The 18,441-nt window shown below is 49.0% G+C and carries 14 protein-coding genes; 4 read left to right on the forward strand and 10 right to left on the reverse strand.

Annotation, left to right across the window (positions count from 1 at the left end; all coding sequences use genetic code 11):
* Positions 1–29: 29 nt before the first annotated feature.
* Together KVT36_RS06235 and KVT36_RS06240 are read right to left on the reverse strand one after the other, a co-directional pair.
* The gene (locus KVT36_RS06235; RefSeq protein ID WP_217602640.1) at positions 30–1,340 is read right to left on the reverse strand and encodes a glycerate kinase; all 1,311 of its coding nucleotides are present in this window, start codon (positions 1,338–1,340) and stop codon (positions 30–32) included.
* Positions 1,337–1,774, reverse strand: coding sequence for a hypothetical protein (locus KVT36_RS06240; RefSeq protein ID WP_217602641.1), 438 nt, complete (start codon positions 1,772–1,774; stop codon positions 1,337–1,339). Before KVT36_RS06240 ends, KVT36_RS06235 begins: the two co-directional genes overlap by 4 nt.
* Positions 1,775–1,976: 202 nt before the next feature.
* On the opposite strand from KVT36_RS06240, the gene KVT36_RS06245 reads away from it, so the two are divergent.
* Positions 1,977–5,048, forward strand: a complete 3,072-nt coding sequence (locus KVT36_RS06245; protein WP_254639863.1) for an amidohydrolase family protein — start codon at positions 1,977–1,979, stop codon at positions 5,046–5,048.
* A gap of 79 nt (positions 5,049–5,127) precedes the next feature.
* The gene (locus tag KVT36_RS06250) at positions 5,128–6,423 is read left to right on the forward strand and encodes an amidohydrolase family protein (protein ID WP_217602642.1); all 1,296 of its coding nucleotides are present in this window, start codon (positions 5,128–5,130) and stop codon (positions 6,421–6,423) included.
* 57 nt (positions 6,424–6,480) lie between these two features.
* On the opposite strand, the gene tyrS is transcribed toward KVT36_RS06250, so the two are convergent.
* Positions 6,481–7,764: a tyrosine--tRNA ligase gene (gene tyrS / locus KVT36_RS06255; RefSeq protein ID WP_217602643.1), complete on the reverse strand. Its 1,284-nt coding sequence runs from the start codon at positions 7,762–7,764 to the stop codon at positions 6,481–6,483.
* Positions 7,765–8,009: 245 nt separating this feature from the next.
* Between tyrS and hscA the strand changes: the two genes are divergently transcribed.
* Positions 8,010–9,872 (forward strand): Fe-S protein assembly chaperone HscA, encoded by a 1,863-nt coding sequence (hscA, locus tag KVT36_RS06260; protein ID WP_217602644.1) that lies wholly within the window; start codon positions 8,010–8,012, stop codon positions 9,870–9,872.
* A 68-nt stretch (positions 9,873–9,940) separates the two neighbouring features.
* Here hscA and rfbD read toward each other — a convergent pair whose 3' ends face one another.
* The 6 genes from rfbD to KVT36_RS06290 form a co-directional block, all read right to left on the reverse strand.
* Positions 9,941–10,807, reverse strand: coding sequence for a dTDP-4-dehydrorhamnose reductase (gene rfbD / locus KVT36_RS06265; RefSeq protein ID WP_217602645.1), 867 nt, complete (start codon positions 10,805–10,807; stop codon positions 9,941–9,943).
* Between the two features lie 5 nt (positions 10,808–10,812).
* The gene (gene rfbC, locus KVT36_RS06270; protein ID WP_217602646.1) at positions 10,813–11,373 is read right to left on the reverse strand and encodes a dTDP-4-dehydrorhamnose 3,5-epimerase; all 561 of its coding nucleotides are present in this window, start codon (positions 11,371–11,373) and stop codon (positions 10,813–10,815) included.
* An 11-nt stretch (positions 11,374–11,384) separates the two neighbouring features.
* Positions 11,385–12,440 carry a dTDP-glucose 4,6-dehydratase gene (gene rfbB / locus KVT36_RS06275; RefSeq protein WP_217602647.1) on the reverse strand — a complete coding sequence of 352 codons (1,056 nt, stop codon included), beginning with the start codon at positions 12,438–12,440 and terminating at the stop codon, positions 11,385–11,387.
* 113 nt (positions 12,441–12,553) lie between these two features.
* The gene (locus tag KVT36_RS06280) at positions 12,554–13,498 is read right to left on the reverse strand and encodes a UDP-glucuronic acid decarboxylase family protein (RefSeq protein ID WP_217602648.1); all 945 of its coding nucleotides are present in this window, start codon (positions 13,496–13,498) and stop codon (positions 12,554–12,556) included.
* 22 nt (positions 13,499–13,520) lie between these two features.
* Entirely contained in the window at positions 13,521–14,834 is a 1,314-nt protein-coding gene (locus KVT36_RS06285) for a UDP-glucose/GDP-mannose dehydrogenase family protein (protein WP_217602649.1), read from the reverse strand.
* A gap of 6 nt (positions 14,835–14,840) precedes the next feature.
* Positions 14,841–15,968 (reverse strand): DegT/DnrJ/EryC1/StrS aminotransferase family protein, encoded by a 1,128-nt coding sequence (locus tag KVT36_RS06290; protein WP_217602650.1) that lies wholly within the window; start codon positions 15,966–15,968, stop codon positions 14,841–14,843.
* A 176-nt stretch (positions 15,969–16,144) separates the two neighbouring features.
* On the opposite strand from KVT36_RS06290, the gene KVT36_RS06295 reads away from it, so the two are divergent.
* Positions 16,145–17,449, forward strand: coding sequence for a 3-deoxy-D-manno-octulosonic acid transferase (locus KVT36_RS06295; protein ID WP_217602651.1), 1,305 nt, complete (start codon positions 16,145–16,147; stop codon positions 17,447–17,449).
* Here the strand turns inward: KVT36_RS06295 and KVT36_RS06300 are convergent.
* Positions 17,419–18,351, reverse strand: coding sequence for a hypothetical protein (locus KVT36_RS06300; protein WP_217602652.1), 933 nt, complete (start codon positions 18,349–18,351; stop codon positions 17,419–17,421). The genes KVT36_RS06295 and KVT36_RS06300 overlap by 31 nt on opposite strands.
* Positions 18,352–18,441: the final 90 nt, after the last annotated feature.

Here is an 18,441-nt window from a genome sequence, read left to right on the forward strand (position 1 = left end):
TAGAAGAATTAATAATTAAAAATTAGTAATTAAGCATGAATAAGGGCCATCATTATATCCATTACATTGGTTTGGGTAGGACCGGTTTTTATTAAGCCGTCAACAGGAGCAAAAAAATGGTAGGCATCATTATTTTCCAGGTAGCTTTCAGCCTGTAAACCAAGGCTGGCAGCCTTTTCCATGATGGCGGCATTTACCACGGCCCCGGCAGCATCTGTTGGGCCATCGGTACCATCGGTACCTGCGCTGAGCAGTGTAATATGCGGGTATGCCTGTAAGGTAACACCGGCGGCCAGCGCAAATTGCTGGTTGCGGCCGCCTAAGCCCTGCCCGGTTACTACCACGGTACTTTCCCCGCCCATTAACAAACAGGCCGGACGTGGGCCTGTCCAGCGAATGGCCTGCTGCGCCAGGGCCTGTGCCAGTGTATGCGCGTTACCGGTAACCTCGCTGCTTAACAGCGTGGTATGATAACCCTGGGCGGTGGCGTATTGTGCGGCTGCTTCCAGTGCAATGCGGTTACTGCCAATTAAGTAGTTACGTGTAGTTTTAAAACCGGCATCGCCGGGTTTGGGCGTGTCCGGAATAGTATGATTAGATCCCTGCTGTAAATGACTTTGCAGGGAGGCGGGTATTTTTTGCAGCAGCTCATACTTTTCCAATATGGCCCACGTATCTGCAAAGGTAGAACGGTCGGGCACCGTAGGGCCTGAGCCTATTACATCCAGGTCATCGCCTACCACATCGCTCAGAATAAGCGTGCATAACGTAGCCGGATATACTTTTAATGCCAGCTGCCCGCCTTTTACTGCGGAAATATGTTTGCGCACTGTATTCATTTCATGAATGGTGGCGCCGCTTTTCAGCAAAAGATCAAATAAAGCTTGTACATCCTGCAGGCTGGAGCCGGGGGGATAATCTATTAATAATGCCGATGCGCCGCCGGATAAGAGGAACAGCACCAGGTCCTGCCGGGTAACCTTTGTCAGCAATTCCATCATTTGCAGGGTAGCCTGTACGCCGTTTTCATCCGGTACGGGGTGCCCCGCTTCTATTACCTTAATATGCTGTAAGGGTAAAGTATGTTCGTATTTAGTGATCACCAGCCCCTGTAGCTCATAGGGCAGGTCCAGGGCTTCCAGGGCCTGTGCCATGGCGGCAGCGGCTTTGCCTGCGCCGGTAACAAATATGCGGCTGTTCTTTTGTAAGGGGAAAAATTTGCCGGATATCCATAGTCCGTTGTCCTGTGCATGCACCTGCCGGGGAATAAGGTGTTCCGGTTGTACAGCCGCTACGGCCTGTTTAAAAATAGATATGGCTATGGATGTTGCATCACTCATTTCTCCTGCCTGGCCAGTTTCCGTTCCTGCTTCTTATCCATTTTGGCCTCCAGGTGTTCCCGCTTCTTCATTTCCCAGTCGTTCCACTTTTTATATTGGGTAGGATTTAATACGGTCTTAAAACGCTGGCTGCGTTCTTCATTCAGTGCTTTCAGCTGCTGCATGCGGTCTTTATCAGCCAGGGTTTTGTTTGCTTTGATGGCATCACGGCGGCGGATGATATCTTCATTAATAGCATAGATCTGTTTATCCTGGGCATGGGTAAGGCCTAGCTCGCGATACAGCTTATCACTCATCTTATCGGCCCTCTTCTCTGCGGTCCACCGGCCTTTTTTAGTGGTATGGCTGCTGTCCTTAACCGGCGCCTGGCTATGTGCTGTAACGGCAAACATCAGGCATAACAGAAAGGTGGTCAACATCATATGTTTATTCATAGTAAAAGGATTGTGTCTTACAATCAAATTTGGCTTGGACTAAGGTACTGAAACTACCACTCATAAAAAATCCCACAAAATAAATATACCTGTATTAAATTTAAGGTTTCACAGGCAATTTGCGCGTATTCAGCTGAACAGGAACCCTGCCACTGCCTGAAAACCAAACCATCATCTAAACCGCAAAAACAAAATCGATCGTATGGAGCAACCCTTAGCTTATGTACCCGGTACCGGCCGAATGAGCCATTTGGTGCCACCCGGGCTTACACGCCGTAAACGAACAAAAGTCTTTTACCTTTTACTGGTAGTCCTGCTGGCCGGCAGTTATGCCAAAGCGCAGGAAACCTTTCCCATAAATGGAGTGGCAGACCCCCGCGAAGGCTGTTACGCATTTACCCACGCTACTATTGTAAAAGAAGCAGGCAGCACCCTGCAGGATGCTACCCTGGTGATCCGCGATGGCCGCATTATCAGCGCAGGCCCTGGCGTAGTCATTCCCAAAGACGCCGTGGTGGTGGATTGTAAAGGGAAATACATCTATCCTTCTTTTGTAGATATATACAGCGATTACGGTACCCAGCCCGTGAAAAAAAGCTCCCAGGGATTCCGCTCCCCGCCCCAGTTCCTGTCAAACACCAAAGGCGCCTTTGGCTGGAATGAAGCCATTAAAAGTGAAATAAATGCTGCTGCTATTTTTAAAACAGATGAGCCTAAAGCTAAAACCCTGCGGCAGGCTGGTTTTGGCGCTGTGTTAACCCATCAGCAGGATGGTATTGCCCGTGGCACCGGCGCACTGGTAACCTTAGCGGCAGACCGTGAAAATAAAGTAATGGTGCGCGAAAAAGCATCCGCTCAATATTCTTTTGACAAAGGCAGCTCCACACAAAATTATCCCGGCTCATTAATGGGCAGCATTGCACTATTGCGGCAAACCTACCTGGATGCACAATGGTATAAAAACCATCCTTCCAAAGAAGGCATTAACCTGAGCCTGCAATCCTGGAACGATGAGCAAACACTGCCCCAGGTATTTGAAGTAAATGATAAATGGGATGTGCTGCGGGCAAAAAAAATAGGGGATGAATTTGGGGTGCAGTACATCATTAAGGCAGCTGGTAATGAATATCAGCGGGTAGCTGAAATGGCAGCTACCAAAGCGGCGTTTATACTGCCGCTGAACTTCCCGGCTGCAATGGATGTGGAAGATATTAACGACGCCCGTTTTGTAGCCTTAAGCGATCTGAAACACTGGGAGCTGGCGCCTACTGAACCAGGAGCATTTGAAAAAGCCGGTATCCCCTTTTGCTTAACAGCAGCAGGTTTAAAGGATAACAAACAATTCCTTAGCAATGTGCGTAAAGCCATTGATTATGGCTTAAGTGAACAAAAAGCGCTGGATGCGCTTACCAAAGTACCGGCTGCCCTTATAAAGGCCAGCGACCAGGTAGGCACGCTGGATGCCGGTAAGCTGGCTAACTTCCTGATCACCTCAGGCCCCTTGTTTAAAGAAAATACAGTGCTGTACCAGAACTGGGTACAGGGCAAACGCTATATTATTAATGAAGATGGCTGGATGGATGTCCGGGGCACGTATACGCTTACACTAAGCCCGGGCGCCACCTATAATATACTGGTAAAAGGTACGCCGGTAGCGCCTTCCCTGGCACTGTTACAGCAGGCAGATACCATTAGCGGTACTATTGTATTGGAAGATAAGCTGGTAAGACTGGCATTTCCCTTAACTAAAAAAGGCACCCGCACCCTGCGCCTGAGTGGTGTAATATCCGGTGATGCCTGGAATGGCAACGGGCTGGATACCAGCGGTAACACAGTGAAATGGAACGCAGCTTTTTCCAAAGCATTTGTGCCACCCGCAGATTCTGCTAAAAAGAAAGCAGACCTGGACCTTACCAAAATATATTATCCGTTTAATGGTTATGGCTGGGAAACCACTAAGCTCCAGCAACAGGACATTCTCATTAAAAACGCTACGGTATGGACCAACGAACAGCAGGGCAAGCTGGAAAATACCGATGTGCTGATCCGCGCAGGGAAAATAGCCCAGGTAGGCAAAAGCCTGCCGGCAGGTAATGCCCTGGTAATAGATGGTACCGGCAAACACCTGACACCGGGTATTATAGACGAGCACTCCCACATTGCCATTACCAGGGGTGTAAATGAAGGTACCCAGTCCGTTACATCAGAAGTACGTATAGCCGATGTGCTGAACCCGGATGATATTAATATTTACCGGCAGCTGAGCGGCGGCGTTACCTCCAGCCACCTGCTGCACGGTTCTGCCAACACCATTGGCGGACAAACACAGCTGATAAAGCTGCGCTGGGGTGCTAATGCAGAAGACCTGAAGTTTGCCGGCTGGGATCCTTTCATCAAATTTGCATTGGGTGAGAACGTAAAACAGTCCAACTGGGGTGAGAGCCAGCGTACCCGCTTCCCGCAAACGCGTATGGGAGTAGACCAGGTGCTGGACGATGCGTTTACCCGTGCCCGTGATTACGAAAAACAAGGCCCCGGCAAACGCCGTGACCTGGAGCTGGACGCCTTGGTAGAAATACTGAATCACAAACGTTTTATTACCTGCCACTCCTATGTGCAAAGTGAGATCAATATGCTGATCCATGAGGCAGATAAATTCGGGTTTACCGTAAATACGTTCACGCATATCCTGGAAGGGTATAAGGTGGCTGATAAAATGAAAAAACATGGGGCCGGCGCCTCCACCTTTGCTGACTGGTGGGCGTATAAAATGGAGGTACAGGACGCTATCCCCTACAACGCCACCATTATGCAGCGTGTAGGGCTTACCGTAGCCATTAACTCAGATGATGCAGAAATGGCCCGCCGCCTGAACCAGGAAGCTGCCAAAAGCATCAAATATGGCGGCATGACCGAAGAAGATGCGCTGAAAATGGTAACCCTGAACCCGGCTAAGCTGCTGCATATATCTGATAAGGTAGGCAGCATTAAACCCGGGAAAGATGGCGACGTGGTGTTATGGTCTGATGACCCGCTGAGCATTTATGCCAAAGCAGAAAAAACGATTGTAGACGGTGTGGTGTACTTTGACCGCCAGCACGATGCAGAGCTGCACCAGCGCATAGCAACGGAACGCAACCGCCTGATACAGAAAATGCTGGCAGAAAAGAAAAAAGGCAGCCCGGTTGATAAAATTAAGCCTACCCGCGATGAGCTATGGAATTGCGAGGATATGGAAAGCGGACATCAACACGGAACTACAGATAACCAGTAAAAATTTTAGATGTACGATTTTAGATTTACCCGGAACCTCTCCGCTGTATTCAAATCTAAAATCCCAAATCACAAGCCTTATGAAGAAGTATCTCACATTATATATCACATGCCTGGCTTTCACCGGCCGGGTGCTGGCGCAGGAAACCATTTACCCGGCTGCCGCGCAGCAAAAAACAATCGTGCTTACCCATGCCACTATTCATGTAGGCAACGGGCAGGTAATAGAGAACGGCAGCATTACATTTGCCAATGGAAAAATAACGGCTGTAGGCGCTGATGTGCCCAGCAGTGCAGATGCGCAGGTAATAGACGTACAGGGGCAGCACATTTACCCCGGCATTATTGCACCTGCTTCTGATGTGGGCCTTACGGAAGTGGAAAGCGTGCGGGCCACCAATGATTACGAAGAAGTAGGAGAGCTGAACCCTTCTGTGCGCGCGCTGATAGCTTATAACACAGATTCAAAAGTGATCAATACCCTGCGGGTGAATGGTATACTGCTGGCGCAGGTAACACCGGCAGGCGACCTGTTATCCGGCTCCTCCTCCGTAGTGCAGCTGGACGCCTGGAACTGGGAAGATGCCGCTTACAAAACAGATGACGGGCAACACTTTTTTATGCCGCAGCTGCTGCCGCCCTCGAACCCTTTCCGCGGACCGCAGCCGCCTGCCAACGACCGGGAGAAAGAAGCCTATGAAAAAATAGAACGTGTACGCGCTTTTTTCCGCGAAGCCAGAGCCTATATACAGGAAGGTAAACACACGGAAACCAACCTGAAATTTGAAGCCCTGCGCAAACTGTTCAGTAAAGAGCAAAAGCTGTACATACACTGTAACATAGTGAAGGAAATGCTGCTGGCCGTGGATTTTGTCAAAGAGTTTGGTTTTGAGGTGGTAATTGTAGGTGGTTCCGATGCCTGGATGATGCCCGATATCCTGAAACAGAACAACATAGCCGTAATACTGGCACAGCCGCATAGCCTGCCCACCATGCAGGACGATGATGTGGACCAGCCTTATAAAACAGCTGCCCAGCTGCAAAAAGCAGGGGTATTATTCTGCATCAGCAATGAAGGTTTCTGGCAACAGCGCAACCTGATGTTTGAAGCCGGCACTGCCAGCGCTTATGGTATGAGCAAAGAAGAAGCTCTAAGCGCCATTACGCTGAACACTGCTAAAATATTGGGTATTGATAAAACCACCGGTTCCCTGGAACCCGGTAAGGACGCTAATATTGCTGTAAGCACCGGCGATATACTGGATATGCGATCCAACAATATTACCCATGCTTTTATCCAGGGCAGGGAAGTGAGCCTGGATAACAAACACAAGCAGCTGTATGAAAGATATAAGTATAAATATGGGTTGAAGTAAGTAGAAAAGCAAAAAGGCGCGGAACCATCCGCGCCTTTTTTATAATGCATTGTTTTTTTAAACCGCTTTTACGAGGTAATAGTTTGTTTTTCCCCGTTGTACAAGAATATAACGGTCACGCAATAACGAAGATTTATTTACCACAAAATCCTGTGCAGTTACTTTGCTTTTATTGATGCTGATACCGCCATTCTGCAGCATTTTACGTGCTTCGCCCTTGCTGGCCAGTATCTTGGCATCGGAAATAAAGCTAATGATATCTTTCCCGTTTTCCAGCTCTGCCAGCGGTACTTCTACCTGCGGTACGCCGCCCATTACTTCCAGCAGCTGCGCTTCTGTAAGCGATAGCAGCATTTCAGCCGTATCATTGCGAAATAACATTTCAGATGCTTTTACAGCAAATTCATATTCCTTTTCACCATGAATAAAAGTGGTTACTTCCTGCGCCAGCCTTTTCTGCAGCTGGCGTCGTCCGGGGTCCTGGCGGTGTTCTGCTATTAATGCTTCTACCACGGGCGGCTCCAGGAAAGTGAACGTGCGGATGTAACTTTCCGCATCTTCATCAGAAGTATTGATCCAGAACTGGTAAAACAAATAAGGGGAGGTCTTTGCCGGATCTAACCACACATTGCCCTGCTCTGTTTTGCCAAACTTGGTACCATCCGCCTTTTTGATCAGCGGGCAGGTAAAGGCAAATGCTTCCCCGCCGGCTTTACGGCGTACCAGCTCAGTGCCGGTTACAATATTACCCCACTGGTCAGAGCCGCCCATTTGCAGCTTGCAGTTCTTGGCAGTATATAAATGGTAAAAATCATATCCCTGTATGAGCTGGTAGCTGAATTCTGTGAAAGACATACCGCTGTCGCCTTCCAGTCTTTTCTTCACAGAATCCTTGGCCATCATATAGTTAACGGATATATGCTTGCCTACCTCGCGTATAAAATCCAGGAAGGAAATATCCTTAAACCAATCGTAGTTATTCACCATTTCCGCTGCATTGGGCAGGGCGGTGTCAAAGTTCAGGAACCTTTCCAGCTGCGCCTTAATACAGCTTTGGTTGTGCTGCAGGGTTTCCAGGTCCAGCATTTTGCGTTCCTCCGCTTTAAAGGAAGGATCGCCCACCATGCCGGTAGCGCCACCTACCAGCGCCAGCGGCTTATGCCCGGCCTTTTGCAGGTGCACCAGCAGCAGTATGGGAACCAGGCTGCCAATGTGCAGGGAATCTGCTGTAGGGTCAAAACCCACGTAGGCCGTGGTCATTTCTTTTTGTAATTGCTCTTCCGTGCCAGGCATTATATCCTGTAACATGCCTCTCCAGCGCAATTCGTCTATCAGGTTCATCGGTAAAGTTGAAAATTTGTGCAAACCTAATAAATAGTTGGCAGTTTGCAGCCCTCAGTTTGCAGTCTGGGCCGGTTCAGCCATGGGATTGGAATAGGTGTAGCAGGAAATGAAGGAAAGATCATGGATGAGGAGGCAGGCCGTATGCAGACATGCACGCTTATTCTAATGATTTGCACCGGGCGGTTGGCCTGTTGTTTGCTGCTCAGGCTAATAGAACTATTCACCCGCTTAAACCCAAAACCATGGCAAACACAAGCAAGCAGCCGGCATTTGTACATATCCAACAGCAGCCCGAAGTAATTGCAGGCATTGACCTGGGTACTACCAACAGCCTGGTGGCCATTATACATCCATCATTCGGACAGCCGGTAGCCCTGCGGGAATATAATAACAGCGCCCTGGTGCCCTCCATACTGTATTTTACGGAAGAGGAAAGCGTGGTGGTGGGCAATAAGGCAAAAGCGGCGCTGATCACGCATCCCCGCCAAACAGTGTACAGCGCCAAGCGCCTGATGGGCCGGTCTTATAATGATGTAAAGGAACAGGAAGCATTTTTCTCCTACCGCCTGGTGAATGATGAAACCGATAGCTTGTTAAAAGTACAGGTGGCCGATAAACATTATACCCCGGTAGAATTATCCGCCTACCTGCTGAGCGCCTTAAAGCGGCGGGCAGAATATATTTTACAAACATCCATCAATAAAGCCGTGATCACCGTACCGGCCAGTTTTAATGACGCACAGCGCCAGGCTACCCGCGACGCCGGTAAGCTGGCCGGGCTGGATGTATTGCGTATTATTAATGAACCTACGGCTGCCGCGCTGGCCTATGGCATGGGATTACAGCCTAATGAGGAAAAGACCGTAGCAGTGTACGACCTGGGTGGTGGTATTTTTGACCTGTCCATCCTGAAAATAGCCAATGGCGTATTTGAAGTGCTGGCCACCAGTGGGGATACCGCCCTGGGCGGCGATGATATGGACCAGGCCATTGTTGAACACTGGGCCTGGTTACATGAAATAGAGCCGGAAGCATTAGGCAGCAATAAAGGACTGGGACAGGCTTTGCGGCTAAAAGCCGCAGAAGCCAAACAGCAGCTGTCCGGCACAGATTACTTTCATACCCGGATGGATAATTACGAATTGCAGCTAACCCAGGCGCAGCTGGAAGAGCTGGTACAACCGCTTATAGCCAAAACAATTGACTGCTGCCGCAAAGCGCTCACAGATGCGCAGCTAACCATAAAAGATATAAATGCCGTGCTGATGGTGGGCGGCGCCCCCCGCATGCCCCTGGTGAAAGAAGCGGTGAGCGGATTTTTTGAGCAGCCGGTAAATGATTCACTGCACCCCGATGAAGTGGTGGCCCTGGGCGCCGCCATACAGGCGGATATGCTGGCCGGTAACCGCCACGTTATGCAGCTGCAGGATGTAACCCCGCTATCCCTGGGTATTGAAACCATGGGTGGCCTAATGGATGTGCTGATACCGCGTAATACAAAAATACCGGCCAGCGCTTTCCGTAATTATACCACGCAGCAGGATGGGCAAACCAGTATGAAAGTAGCCATTTACCAGGGAGAGCGCGACCAGGTAAAAGATAACCGCAAGCTGGCGGAATTTGAGCTGACCGGCATCCCGGAAATGAATGCCGGCTTAGCGCAGATCCAGCTTTCTTTTTCCCTGAACGAGGATGGCATACTGCTGGTAAAAGCCAGGGAGCTGCGCAGCGGTGTGGAACAAAGCATCCAGGTGCAGCCGCAATATGGGTTAACCGGGCAGGAGCTAGACACCATGTTACAATCATCTATCCGCTATGCCCAGGAAGATCTGCAAACCCGTAACATGCTGGAAATACAAACCACTGCCCAGCAGCTGCTGGATGTAACCGCCGCTTTCCTGGATAAGAATACGGAGCTGCTCTCCGGTGAAGAGATCCAAAATACCCGGCAGGCTATGAACGATTTGCAGGATGTAATAGCCACCAATGATAAAATCGTAATAGAAGAAAAGATGGCCGCGCTGAATGAGCTGTCAAAGCCCTATGCAGAGCGGCTTACAGATAAAGCAGCGAGAGCTGATATGAAACAGCATATAGAAGAATAATACCCAAAAAACAATCGCCGTTCCTGTTAAGAGAACGGCGATAGTTGCTTATAATAAGAATGTATTATTTACAGGTGCTGTAAGCACACCTTTAAACTATCTTTCCAGTAAGGCACCTGGATGCCAAATGTTGTTTTGATCTTTTGTTTGTTTAACACGCTGTAGGCCGGGCGTTGCGCCGGGGTAGGGTACAGGTCCGTAGTAATGGGAGATATCTCGCAGGCTGCGCCGGTAAGCTCTTTCACCGTAACGGCAAAATCATACCAGCTGGTAACGCCTTCATTGCTGTAGTGGTATACGCCGCTCACGTTAGTATCCGGGTTTAGTTTCCGGTATTGTAAGATGTGCAGTACGGCTTTTGCAAGGTCTACCGCATAGGTAGGCGTGCCTGCCTGGTCAAATACCACGTTCAGGCTGGGGCGTTCCTGCATCAGCTCCTTCATGCGTTTTACAAAGTTTACGCCGAACTGGGAGTATAACCAGGCCGTACGTATTACAATGGTATTGGGGTTGGCGCCTATAGCAGCAGCTTCCCCACGTAGTTTGGATGCGCCGTAAATGCTTTGCGGGTTAGCCTCATCCTCTTCAGTATAGGGCCGGTAATATTTGCCATCAAATACATAATCCGTAGAAATATGCACCAGCTGCGCGTTGTGCTGCAGGCAGGCTTCCGCCAGGTTCAGCACCGCTTCAAAATTCAGCTGAAAAGCCCTTTCTTCATCTGCTTCTGCTTTATCAACCGCCGTATAGGCGGCACAGTTAATACAGGCATGGATCTCCTGCTGGGAGAAAAGGCCGGCTACGGCTTCAGGGTTGGTAATATCCAGCTCCTGGTAGTCAGTATAAATAAAATTAAGATCCGGGAAGCTGCCGGCTATCAGCTGAATAGCCTGTCCCAGTTGACCATGTGCGCCGGTTACCAGAATGTTTTGCATAAACACTAAGAATTATAAACAAAGTTATGTGTACAGTTTTCCAGCGTAGGTAATACCTGGTCTTTATCAGAAACAACGGCATCTTTCAGATCAAAACCCCAGTCAATGTTCAGGGCAGGATCATTGTAAATAAGACCGCCTTCGCTGGCTTTATGGTAAAAGTTATCGCACTTATACATCACCTCTGCTGTTTCACTCAGCACAGAATAGCCATGTGCAAAACCTTTGGGCACCAGCAGCTGCTTTTTATTTTCGGCGCTTAGCTCTATGGTAAATACTTTGCCATAGGTAGGCGATCCCTTGCGGATATCCACTACCACATCCATTATGCGCCCTTCCAAAGCCCTTACCAGCTTGGTTTGTGCATAAGGCTCCTGCTGAAAATGGAGGCCGCGTAATACCCCGTAGGTAGAGCGGGCCTGGTTATCCTGTACAAAAGGAAAACGCAGCCCTTCCTGCTCAAAAGTGCCTGCGTTGTAGCTCTCAAAAAAATATCCCCTGCTGTCGGCAAATACTCTGGGCTCATATACCAGTAGATCCGGTATTCCTGTTTCCGTAAATGGCATCTTATGGTTGCTTATCTTTTTTGATATTGATCCTCGTAATATTCCTTGTAAGCCCCGCTGGTCACATGTTCCAGCCAGGTTTCATTGCGCAGGTACCAGTCCACCGTTTTTTCCAGCCCTTCTTCAAATTGCAGGGATGGCTGCCAGCCCAGCTCTTTATTTAGCTTGGAGGCATCAATGGCATAACGCATATCATGGCCGGCACGGTCCTTTACAAACGTGATCAGCTGAGCAGAAGTGCCGGGAGCACGGCTCAGTTTTTTATCCATCACCATGCAAAGCAGGTTAATGAGGTCAATGTTCTTCCACTCATTAAACCCGCCTATGTTATAGGTTTCGCCGTTGCGCCCCTTATGGAAAATAGTGTCTATAGCACGGGCATGATCATCTACCCACAGCCAGTCGCGCACATTTTCCCCTTTACCGTATACGGGCACCGGCTTGCTGTTCTTAATATTATGAATAGCAAGCGGGATCAGCTTTTCCGGGAAATGGTGGGAGCCATAGTTATTGGAACAGTTGCTGATAATAACCGGTAAGTGATAGGTATGGTGATAAGCCATCACAAAATGGTCAGAGCTGGCTTTGGAAGCAGAGTACGGCGAGCGGGGATCGTAAGCTGTTTCCTCAGTGAAAAAGCCTTCTGCACCCAGGGTGCCATATACTTCATCGGTAGATACATGGTAGAACAGCTTGCCCTCCATATTATCCTGCCAGTATTTGCGGCTGGCATTCAGGAGTACCGCAGTACCCAGCACATTGGTCTTAATAAAGGCCAGCGGGTCCATAATAGAACGGTCCACATGACTTTCAGCGGCCAGGTGTATAACCCCGTCAAACTGGTGGGTAACAAACAGCTTGTCTATATAAGCTTCATCTGTAATGTCGCCCTTTTCAAAGACGTAGTTCGGTTTATCCTTTACATCCTCCAGATTTTCGAGGTTGCCTGCGTAGGTCAGTGCATCCAGGTTCACGATCTTGTATTCCGGGTATTTTTCAACAAATAACCGCACTACATGTGATCCAATGAAACCAGCGCCACCGGTGATCAATAAAGTACGTTGCATAATGGCAAGATTTGATGCTTAACGCTGAATGCGGAACGCCTAACGCTGACCGTGTTTTGCTTTAGGCATTGTGCCTTAAGCGTTCAGCGTTAAGCATTCAGCATAATTCCTAATTATTTATTTAACGCTTCTTTAAAGTATTCGTACGTGATCTTCAGCCCTTCCTGGCGGTCTACCTTCGGCGACCAGCCCAATAGCTGCTGCGCCTTGGTAATATCCGGCTTGCGCTGTTTAGGATCATCTTTCGGCAATGGCATATATACAATTTTTTGTTTGGTGCCGGTAAGCGCAATGATCTCTTCTGCAAACTGTTTCAGGGTAATTTCCACCGGGTTGCCAATATTTACCGGCAGGTGGTAATCGCTGAGCAGTAAGCGGTAAATGCCATCCACCAGGTCATCCACATAACAGAAAGAGCGGGTTTGTGAACCATCGCCAAACAGGGTCAGGTCCTGGCCGGTAAGCGCCTGGCTCATAAAAGCCGGTAATGCACGGCCGTCATCCAGCCGCATACGCGGGCCGTAGGTATTGAAAATACGGATGATGCGCGTTTCCACACCATGAAAATTATGGTAAGCCATGGTAATGGATTCCATAAAACGTTTGGCTTCATCATACACACCGCGCGGGCCTACAGGGTTTACATTACCCCAGTATTCTTCCGTTTGCGGGTGCACGGCCGGATCGCCATATACTTCAGAGGTGGAAGCCACCAGTATGCGTGCCTTTTTTTCTTTGGCCAAACCCAGTAAGTTATGAGTGCCAAGGGAGCCTACCTTCAGCGTTTGAATGGGCTTTTTCAGGTAGTCAATAGGGCTGGCGGGGGAAGCAAAGTGCAGAATGTAATCCAGGTTGCCGGGTACATGCACAAACTTGGTTACATCATGATGGTAGTACTCAAAATCCTCCAGGGGAAACAGGTGCTCAATATTTTTGATATTACCTGTAAGCAGGTTATCCATGCCTATTACATGGTAGCCTTCTTTAATAAACCGGTCGCACAGGTGCGATCCCAGGAAACCAGCGGCGCCGGTTATTAAAACTCTTTTCTTGCTCATATTCTATATTAGATTTTAAGACTTACGGTTTTGATACCGCACGGCCTACGCTTTCATAATAAAAACCTAATTCCTGCATCCGCTGTACGTCAAACAGGTTGCGCCCGTCAAAGATCACCTTATTCTTTAAAATGGCGTTGATCTGGTCAAAGTCCGGTGTACGGAACACGCTCCATTCTGTAGCTATGATCAGTGCATCGGCGCCTTCCAGGCAATCGTACTGGTGTTTTGCATATTGTATCTTATCGCCCACCACCTGTTTTACATTAGGCATGGCTTCGGGGTCAAATACACACACCGTTGCCCCTTCGTTTACCAGCGCCTCAATAATATATAAGGCCGGCGCTTCACGGATATCATCTGTATTAGGCTTAAAGGCAAGGCCCCATAAGGCAAAACGTTTGCCTTTTAAACCATCTTTGAAGTAAGCTTTTATTTTGGGGATGAGAAATACTTTTTGTTTTTCGTTCACATCCATCACAGCGTTCAGGATCTTAAAATCATACTTCACTTCTTCAGATGATCTTACCAGCGCCTGCACATCTTTGGGAAAACAGCTGCCGCCATAACCAATACCGGGAAACAGGAAACGCTTGCCTATACGGTCATCGCTGCCAATGCCCCTGCGCACCATATCCACATCGGCGCCCAGCTTTTCGCATAACACCGCTACCTCGTTCATAAAAGATATTTTGGTGGCCAGGAAAGAGTTAGCGGCATATTTGGTCAGCTCCGCAGATCTTTCATCCATATACAGGATGGGGTTACCCTGGCGTACAAAAGGCGCATACAGGTCGCCCATTACTTTGCGTGCCCTTTCGGAATTAGTACCTATCACCACACGGTCCGGCTTCATGAAATCATCTACTGCTACGCCTTCCCGTAAAAATTCCGGGTTAGATACTACGTCAAATTCAACCTTGCTGTTCTTTAGTATGGCGGCATGCACTTTTTCGGCAGTACCCACCGGCACGGTGCTTTTATCTACGATCACTTTATAGTCGGTCATCAGGTTACCCAGCTGTTCCGCCACTTTCAGTACAAAGGAAAGATCAGCCGCACCGTCAGCGCCGGGCGGGGTAGGCAGCGCCAGGAAAATAACCTGCGCATCCTGAATGCCCTCTGCCAGGTTGGTGGTAAAGTGCAGGCGGCCTTCTTTCAGGTTGCGCTCAAACAGCTTTTCCAGGCCGGGTTCATAAATGGTGATCTGTCCCGATGATAACTTTTTTACTTTGTTCTCATCAATATCTACACATGTAACATTATTCCCTGTTTCGGCAAAACAGGTACCGGTAACTAATCCTACGTAACCGGTGCCAACTACAGTAATTCTCATTGGGGGTTAGTTTAAGAATGATTTAACTGAGTGAATAATATGCTCCAGCTGATCCGGATCCATTTCGGTATGTATGGGTAAGGAAATTACTTTGGTGGTAAGATCATCTGTAACCGGCAGCTTAAAGGCAGCGCCGCCAAAGCCGGCAAACATTTTTTGCTGGTGGGCCGGTACGGGATAATAGATCATAGCCGGTACATTACGCTCCTGCAGGTACTTTTGCAGCTCATCCCGGCTAACGCCGTTCAGCTGTAAGGTGTATTGGTGGTATACATGGTAGCTGTAAGGGGCGCGGTAAGGCGTGGTAATTTGCGGAATGCCTGTAAAACCTGCATCATAAGCGTCTGCCACGGCTCTGCGGGCGGTAACATATTCATCCAGCAGCTGCAGCTTAATGCGCAGCACTACGGCCTGCAAGGTATCCAGGCGGGAGTTAACGCCCACCACATCATGATAATAACGGGCGGATTGGCCGTGATTGGCCACCATCCTGATCTTGGCGGCTAAGGCATCATCATTGGTGAACAGTGCGCCGCCATCTCCGTAACAACCCAGGTTCTTGGAAGGGAAAAAGGAGGTGCAGCCAATATGCCCGATGGCGCCCAGCTTTTTAACGGTACCATTTTTAAAGGTGTAATGGCCGCCAATGGCCTGGGCATTATCTTCAATTACAGGAATATTATGTTTTTCGGCAATGGCCATCAGCGGTTCCATATCCGCGCTTTGGCCGTACAGGTGTACCGGCACAATGGCCTTGGTTTTAGAGGTAATGGCCTTTTCAACCGCTACAGGGTCCAGGCAAAAGGTTTTCGGATCCACATCCACAAACACCGGTTTCAGGTTCAGCAGGGCAATTACTTCTGCAGTGGCTATAAAGGTAAAAGAAGGAGTGATCACCTCATCGCCGGGTTGCAGCCCTAAGGCCATCATGGCTATTTGCAACGCGTCAGTACCATTGGCGCAGGGGATCACATGTTTAATATCCAGGTATTGCTGTAATTCCTGGCTAAACTGCTGTACCGGCGCGCCGTTTATGAAAGCGGCACTTTCCAGCACTTCCTGGATGGCAGCATCCACCTGCGGTTTAATTTTTAAATACTGGCGTTTCAAATCTACCATCTGAATAGGAACCATGCGGAATAGGTATTTTATTTTGTTTTAAAGTGGGCAAATTTACAAAAATTGCCATTGGAAGGCGATTATCTTTGTGCTACCCTTAAAATTTGTCAGGATGTTTGCAGGTTGCACTATTATTGCCGGAACACCAGCTAAGCGGCTGACAATAAATTCATTCAACCATTATTACGAGCATGTTTTCAACCATTTTCTATAACCTGGGCATAGCCCTGTACAGCGCAGGTCTAAAAATAGCAGCTGCCACCGGAAATACCAAGGCAGCACTTTGGCTGAACGGCCGGAAAGATTGGGCTGCCCAAATGCAGAAAGCTCTTGCAGCCGGTACCGGCGGCCCCCTGGTATGGGTGCATGCAGCCTCCCTGGGCGAGTTTGAGCAGGGCCGGCCCGTGCTGGAGGCTTTCAGAAAGCAGCACCCGGAATGCCGCCTGCTGCTTACCTTTTTTTCCCCCTCCGGTTACGAAGTGCGGAAGAACTATGAAGGGGTGGATTACGTGTGCTATTTACCGTTAGATACGCGCAAAAATGCGCGCCTTTTCCTGGACATTGTACAGCCCAAGCTCGCCATTTTTATTAAATATGAGTTCTGGTATCATTTCATGAATACGCTGCACCAGCGCCAGATCCCGGCCATCCTGATCTCCGGTATTTTCCGAGATGACCAGCCCTTTTTTAAATGGTACGGAGGCCTGTTCCGCAGGTTGCTGCAGCAGCTTACACATATTTTTGTGCAGAATGAAGCCTCCCGTAATATGCTGCAACAAATTGATATTAAGCATGTTACTGTAGCCGGAGATACCCGGTTCGACCGGGTATGGGCCCTGCAGCAGGAGGCAGTAGAGCGGCCGCTGGTAAAACAGTTTGCCCGCAACCGGAAAACCGTGGTAGCCGGCAGCACCTGGGAAAGCGATGAAGCAGCATTGTTTGCCTGGTGGGCCGGACATTATGAGCCGGACCGCCGCCTGGTAATAGCCCCGCACGAGATAAACGAAAGTCATATTATACGCCTGCTGGAGCTGTTCCCCGGCGCCTTACGTTACTCCGACCTGGCAGGCACGCACATAAGCCACCCGGAAGATGCGCCCCATGTGGATATTGAGCACCCCGGCAAGGTGCTGATCATTGATAATATCGGTATGCTCTCTTCCCTGTACCGTTACGCCTGTGTAGCTTATGTAGGCGGCGGGTTTGATAAAGATGGGATCCACAACGTGTTGGAACCTGCCACTTATGGCAAGCCGGTAGTATTTGGCCCTGTGTATGAAGAGTATGCAGAGGCGGTGGAGCTGGTAGCCCTTGGCGGCGCTTTTACCGTGCCGCATGAGCCCGCGCTCTCCCAACAAATGGAGGAATTATTAATGAACGATGAATTATGCACACAGGCCGGTTACATTGCCGGCAAATATGTGTCGGAAAGCAGGGGGGCTACCGGTAAGATCCTGGCTTATATTCAGGAAAAACGTTTTTTGACCAGCGTGTAAAAGTGCTGTACTGCACGGGTATCATCCAGCCATCCCTGGCGGATCTTCAGCTCCCTTTCAATCCAGTACTCTGCTTCCTGCAGGGTATGGAACTCGTTGATGGTTTTAATGGAGCGCTCGTACATGTCCACATCTCCGCGGAATAATTCCTGTATGAACTGGAACTTGTCGTTGATACCAATGGCCTGCCGCAGGTCCTTTACAGGCATTTCACCCAGCCGTTCGCCTATTTCCGATTTGGACTGTTTCAGCTTCTCGTTCAGGGAAGGCATGGTTTGCGCTGCCAGCTCATTGATCTCTTTACGCAGGTTGCTGTTATCCTTTGCTTTTTTAGCGGGCACAGTTGTTTCCACCTCAAACAGCGTAGCGCTCACTGGTTGCTTTTCCGGCAGGGGAGCGGGCTTAGGCTCGTAGCTCCTGGTTTCAGGAGCAGGTTGGGATACCTGAACCATAGCGGGTTTGGGCTCAGCCGGCCTGGTTTCAGGAATAACAGCCGGTTGTACGGCCACTACCGGTTCAGGCTCAAAGGCTGGTGCCTCCACAATTACAGCAGCTGGTTTTATCACTTCTGTTTCAACAGGTTGTGGCTTTGCTGCCGGCGGTTCCGGTCTTTTTTCCGGTACAGCGGTAGTGGTATGGTAGGTGGTATTATTTGAGTTCGTATATCCGTTAGCGTAAGTGGCCGGCAAAGGTTCCGTTAGGGTGATCGTATGTGCCGGTGCAGGCATTATTACAGCAATATGGCTTTTTACCTGTTGCTGTTGTTCCTGTGTTTTCTGTTGTGTACGGACATGTAACACCTCAGCCTGAAGCATTTGCACATAATATGAAATGGACTGCAGGTCTGCGTTGGAATTTTTTAATTCCTGTAATTTGTCAATTAATGCATTGATCTTTTCCATGCCTTAATTGTTTTAAACGCGTTGTGAGAGAATTTATTTTATTTGCATAAAGTTAGCGTTTTTCAGACATTTTGCTAATCTAAACAGGTA

This window comes from Chitinophaga sp. GbtcB8 (assembly GCF_019091455.1).
Classification (GTDB): Bacteria; Bacteroidota; Bacteroidia; order Chitinophagales; family Chitinophagaceae; genus Chitinophaga.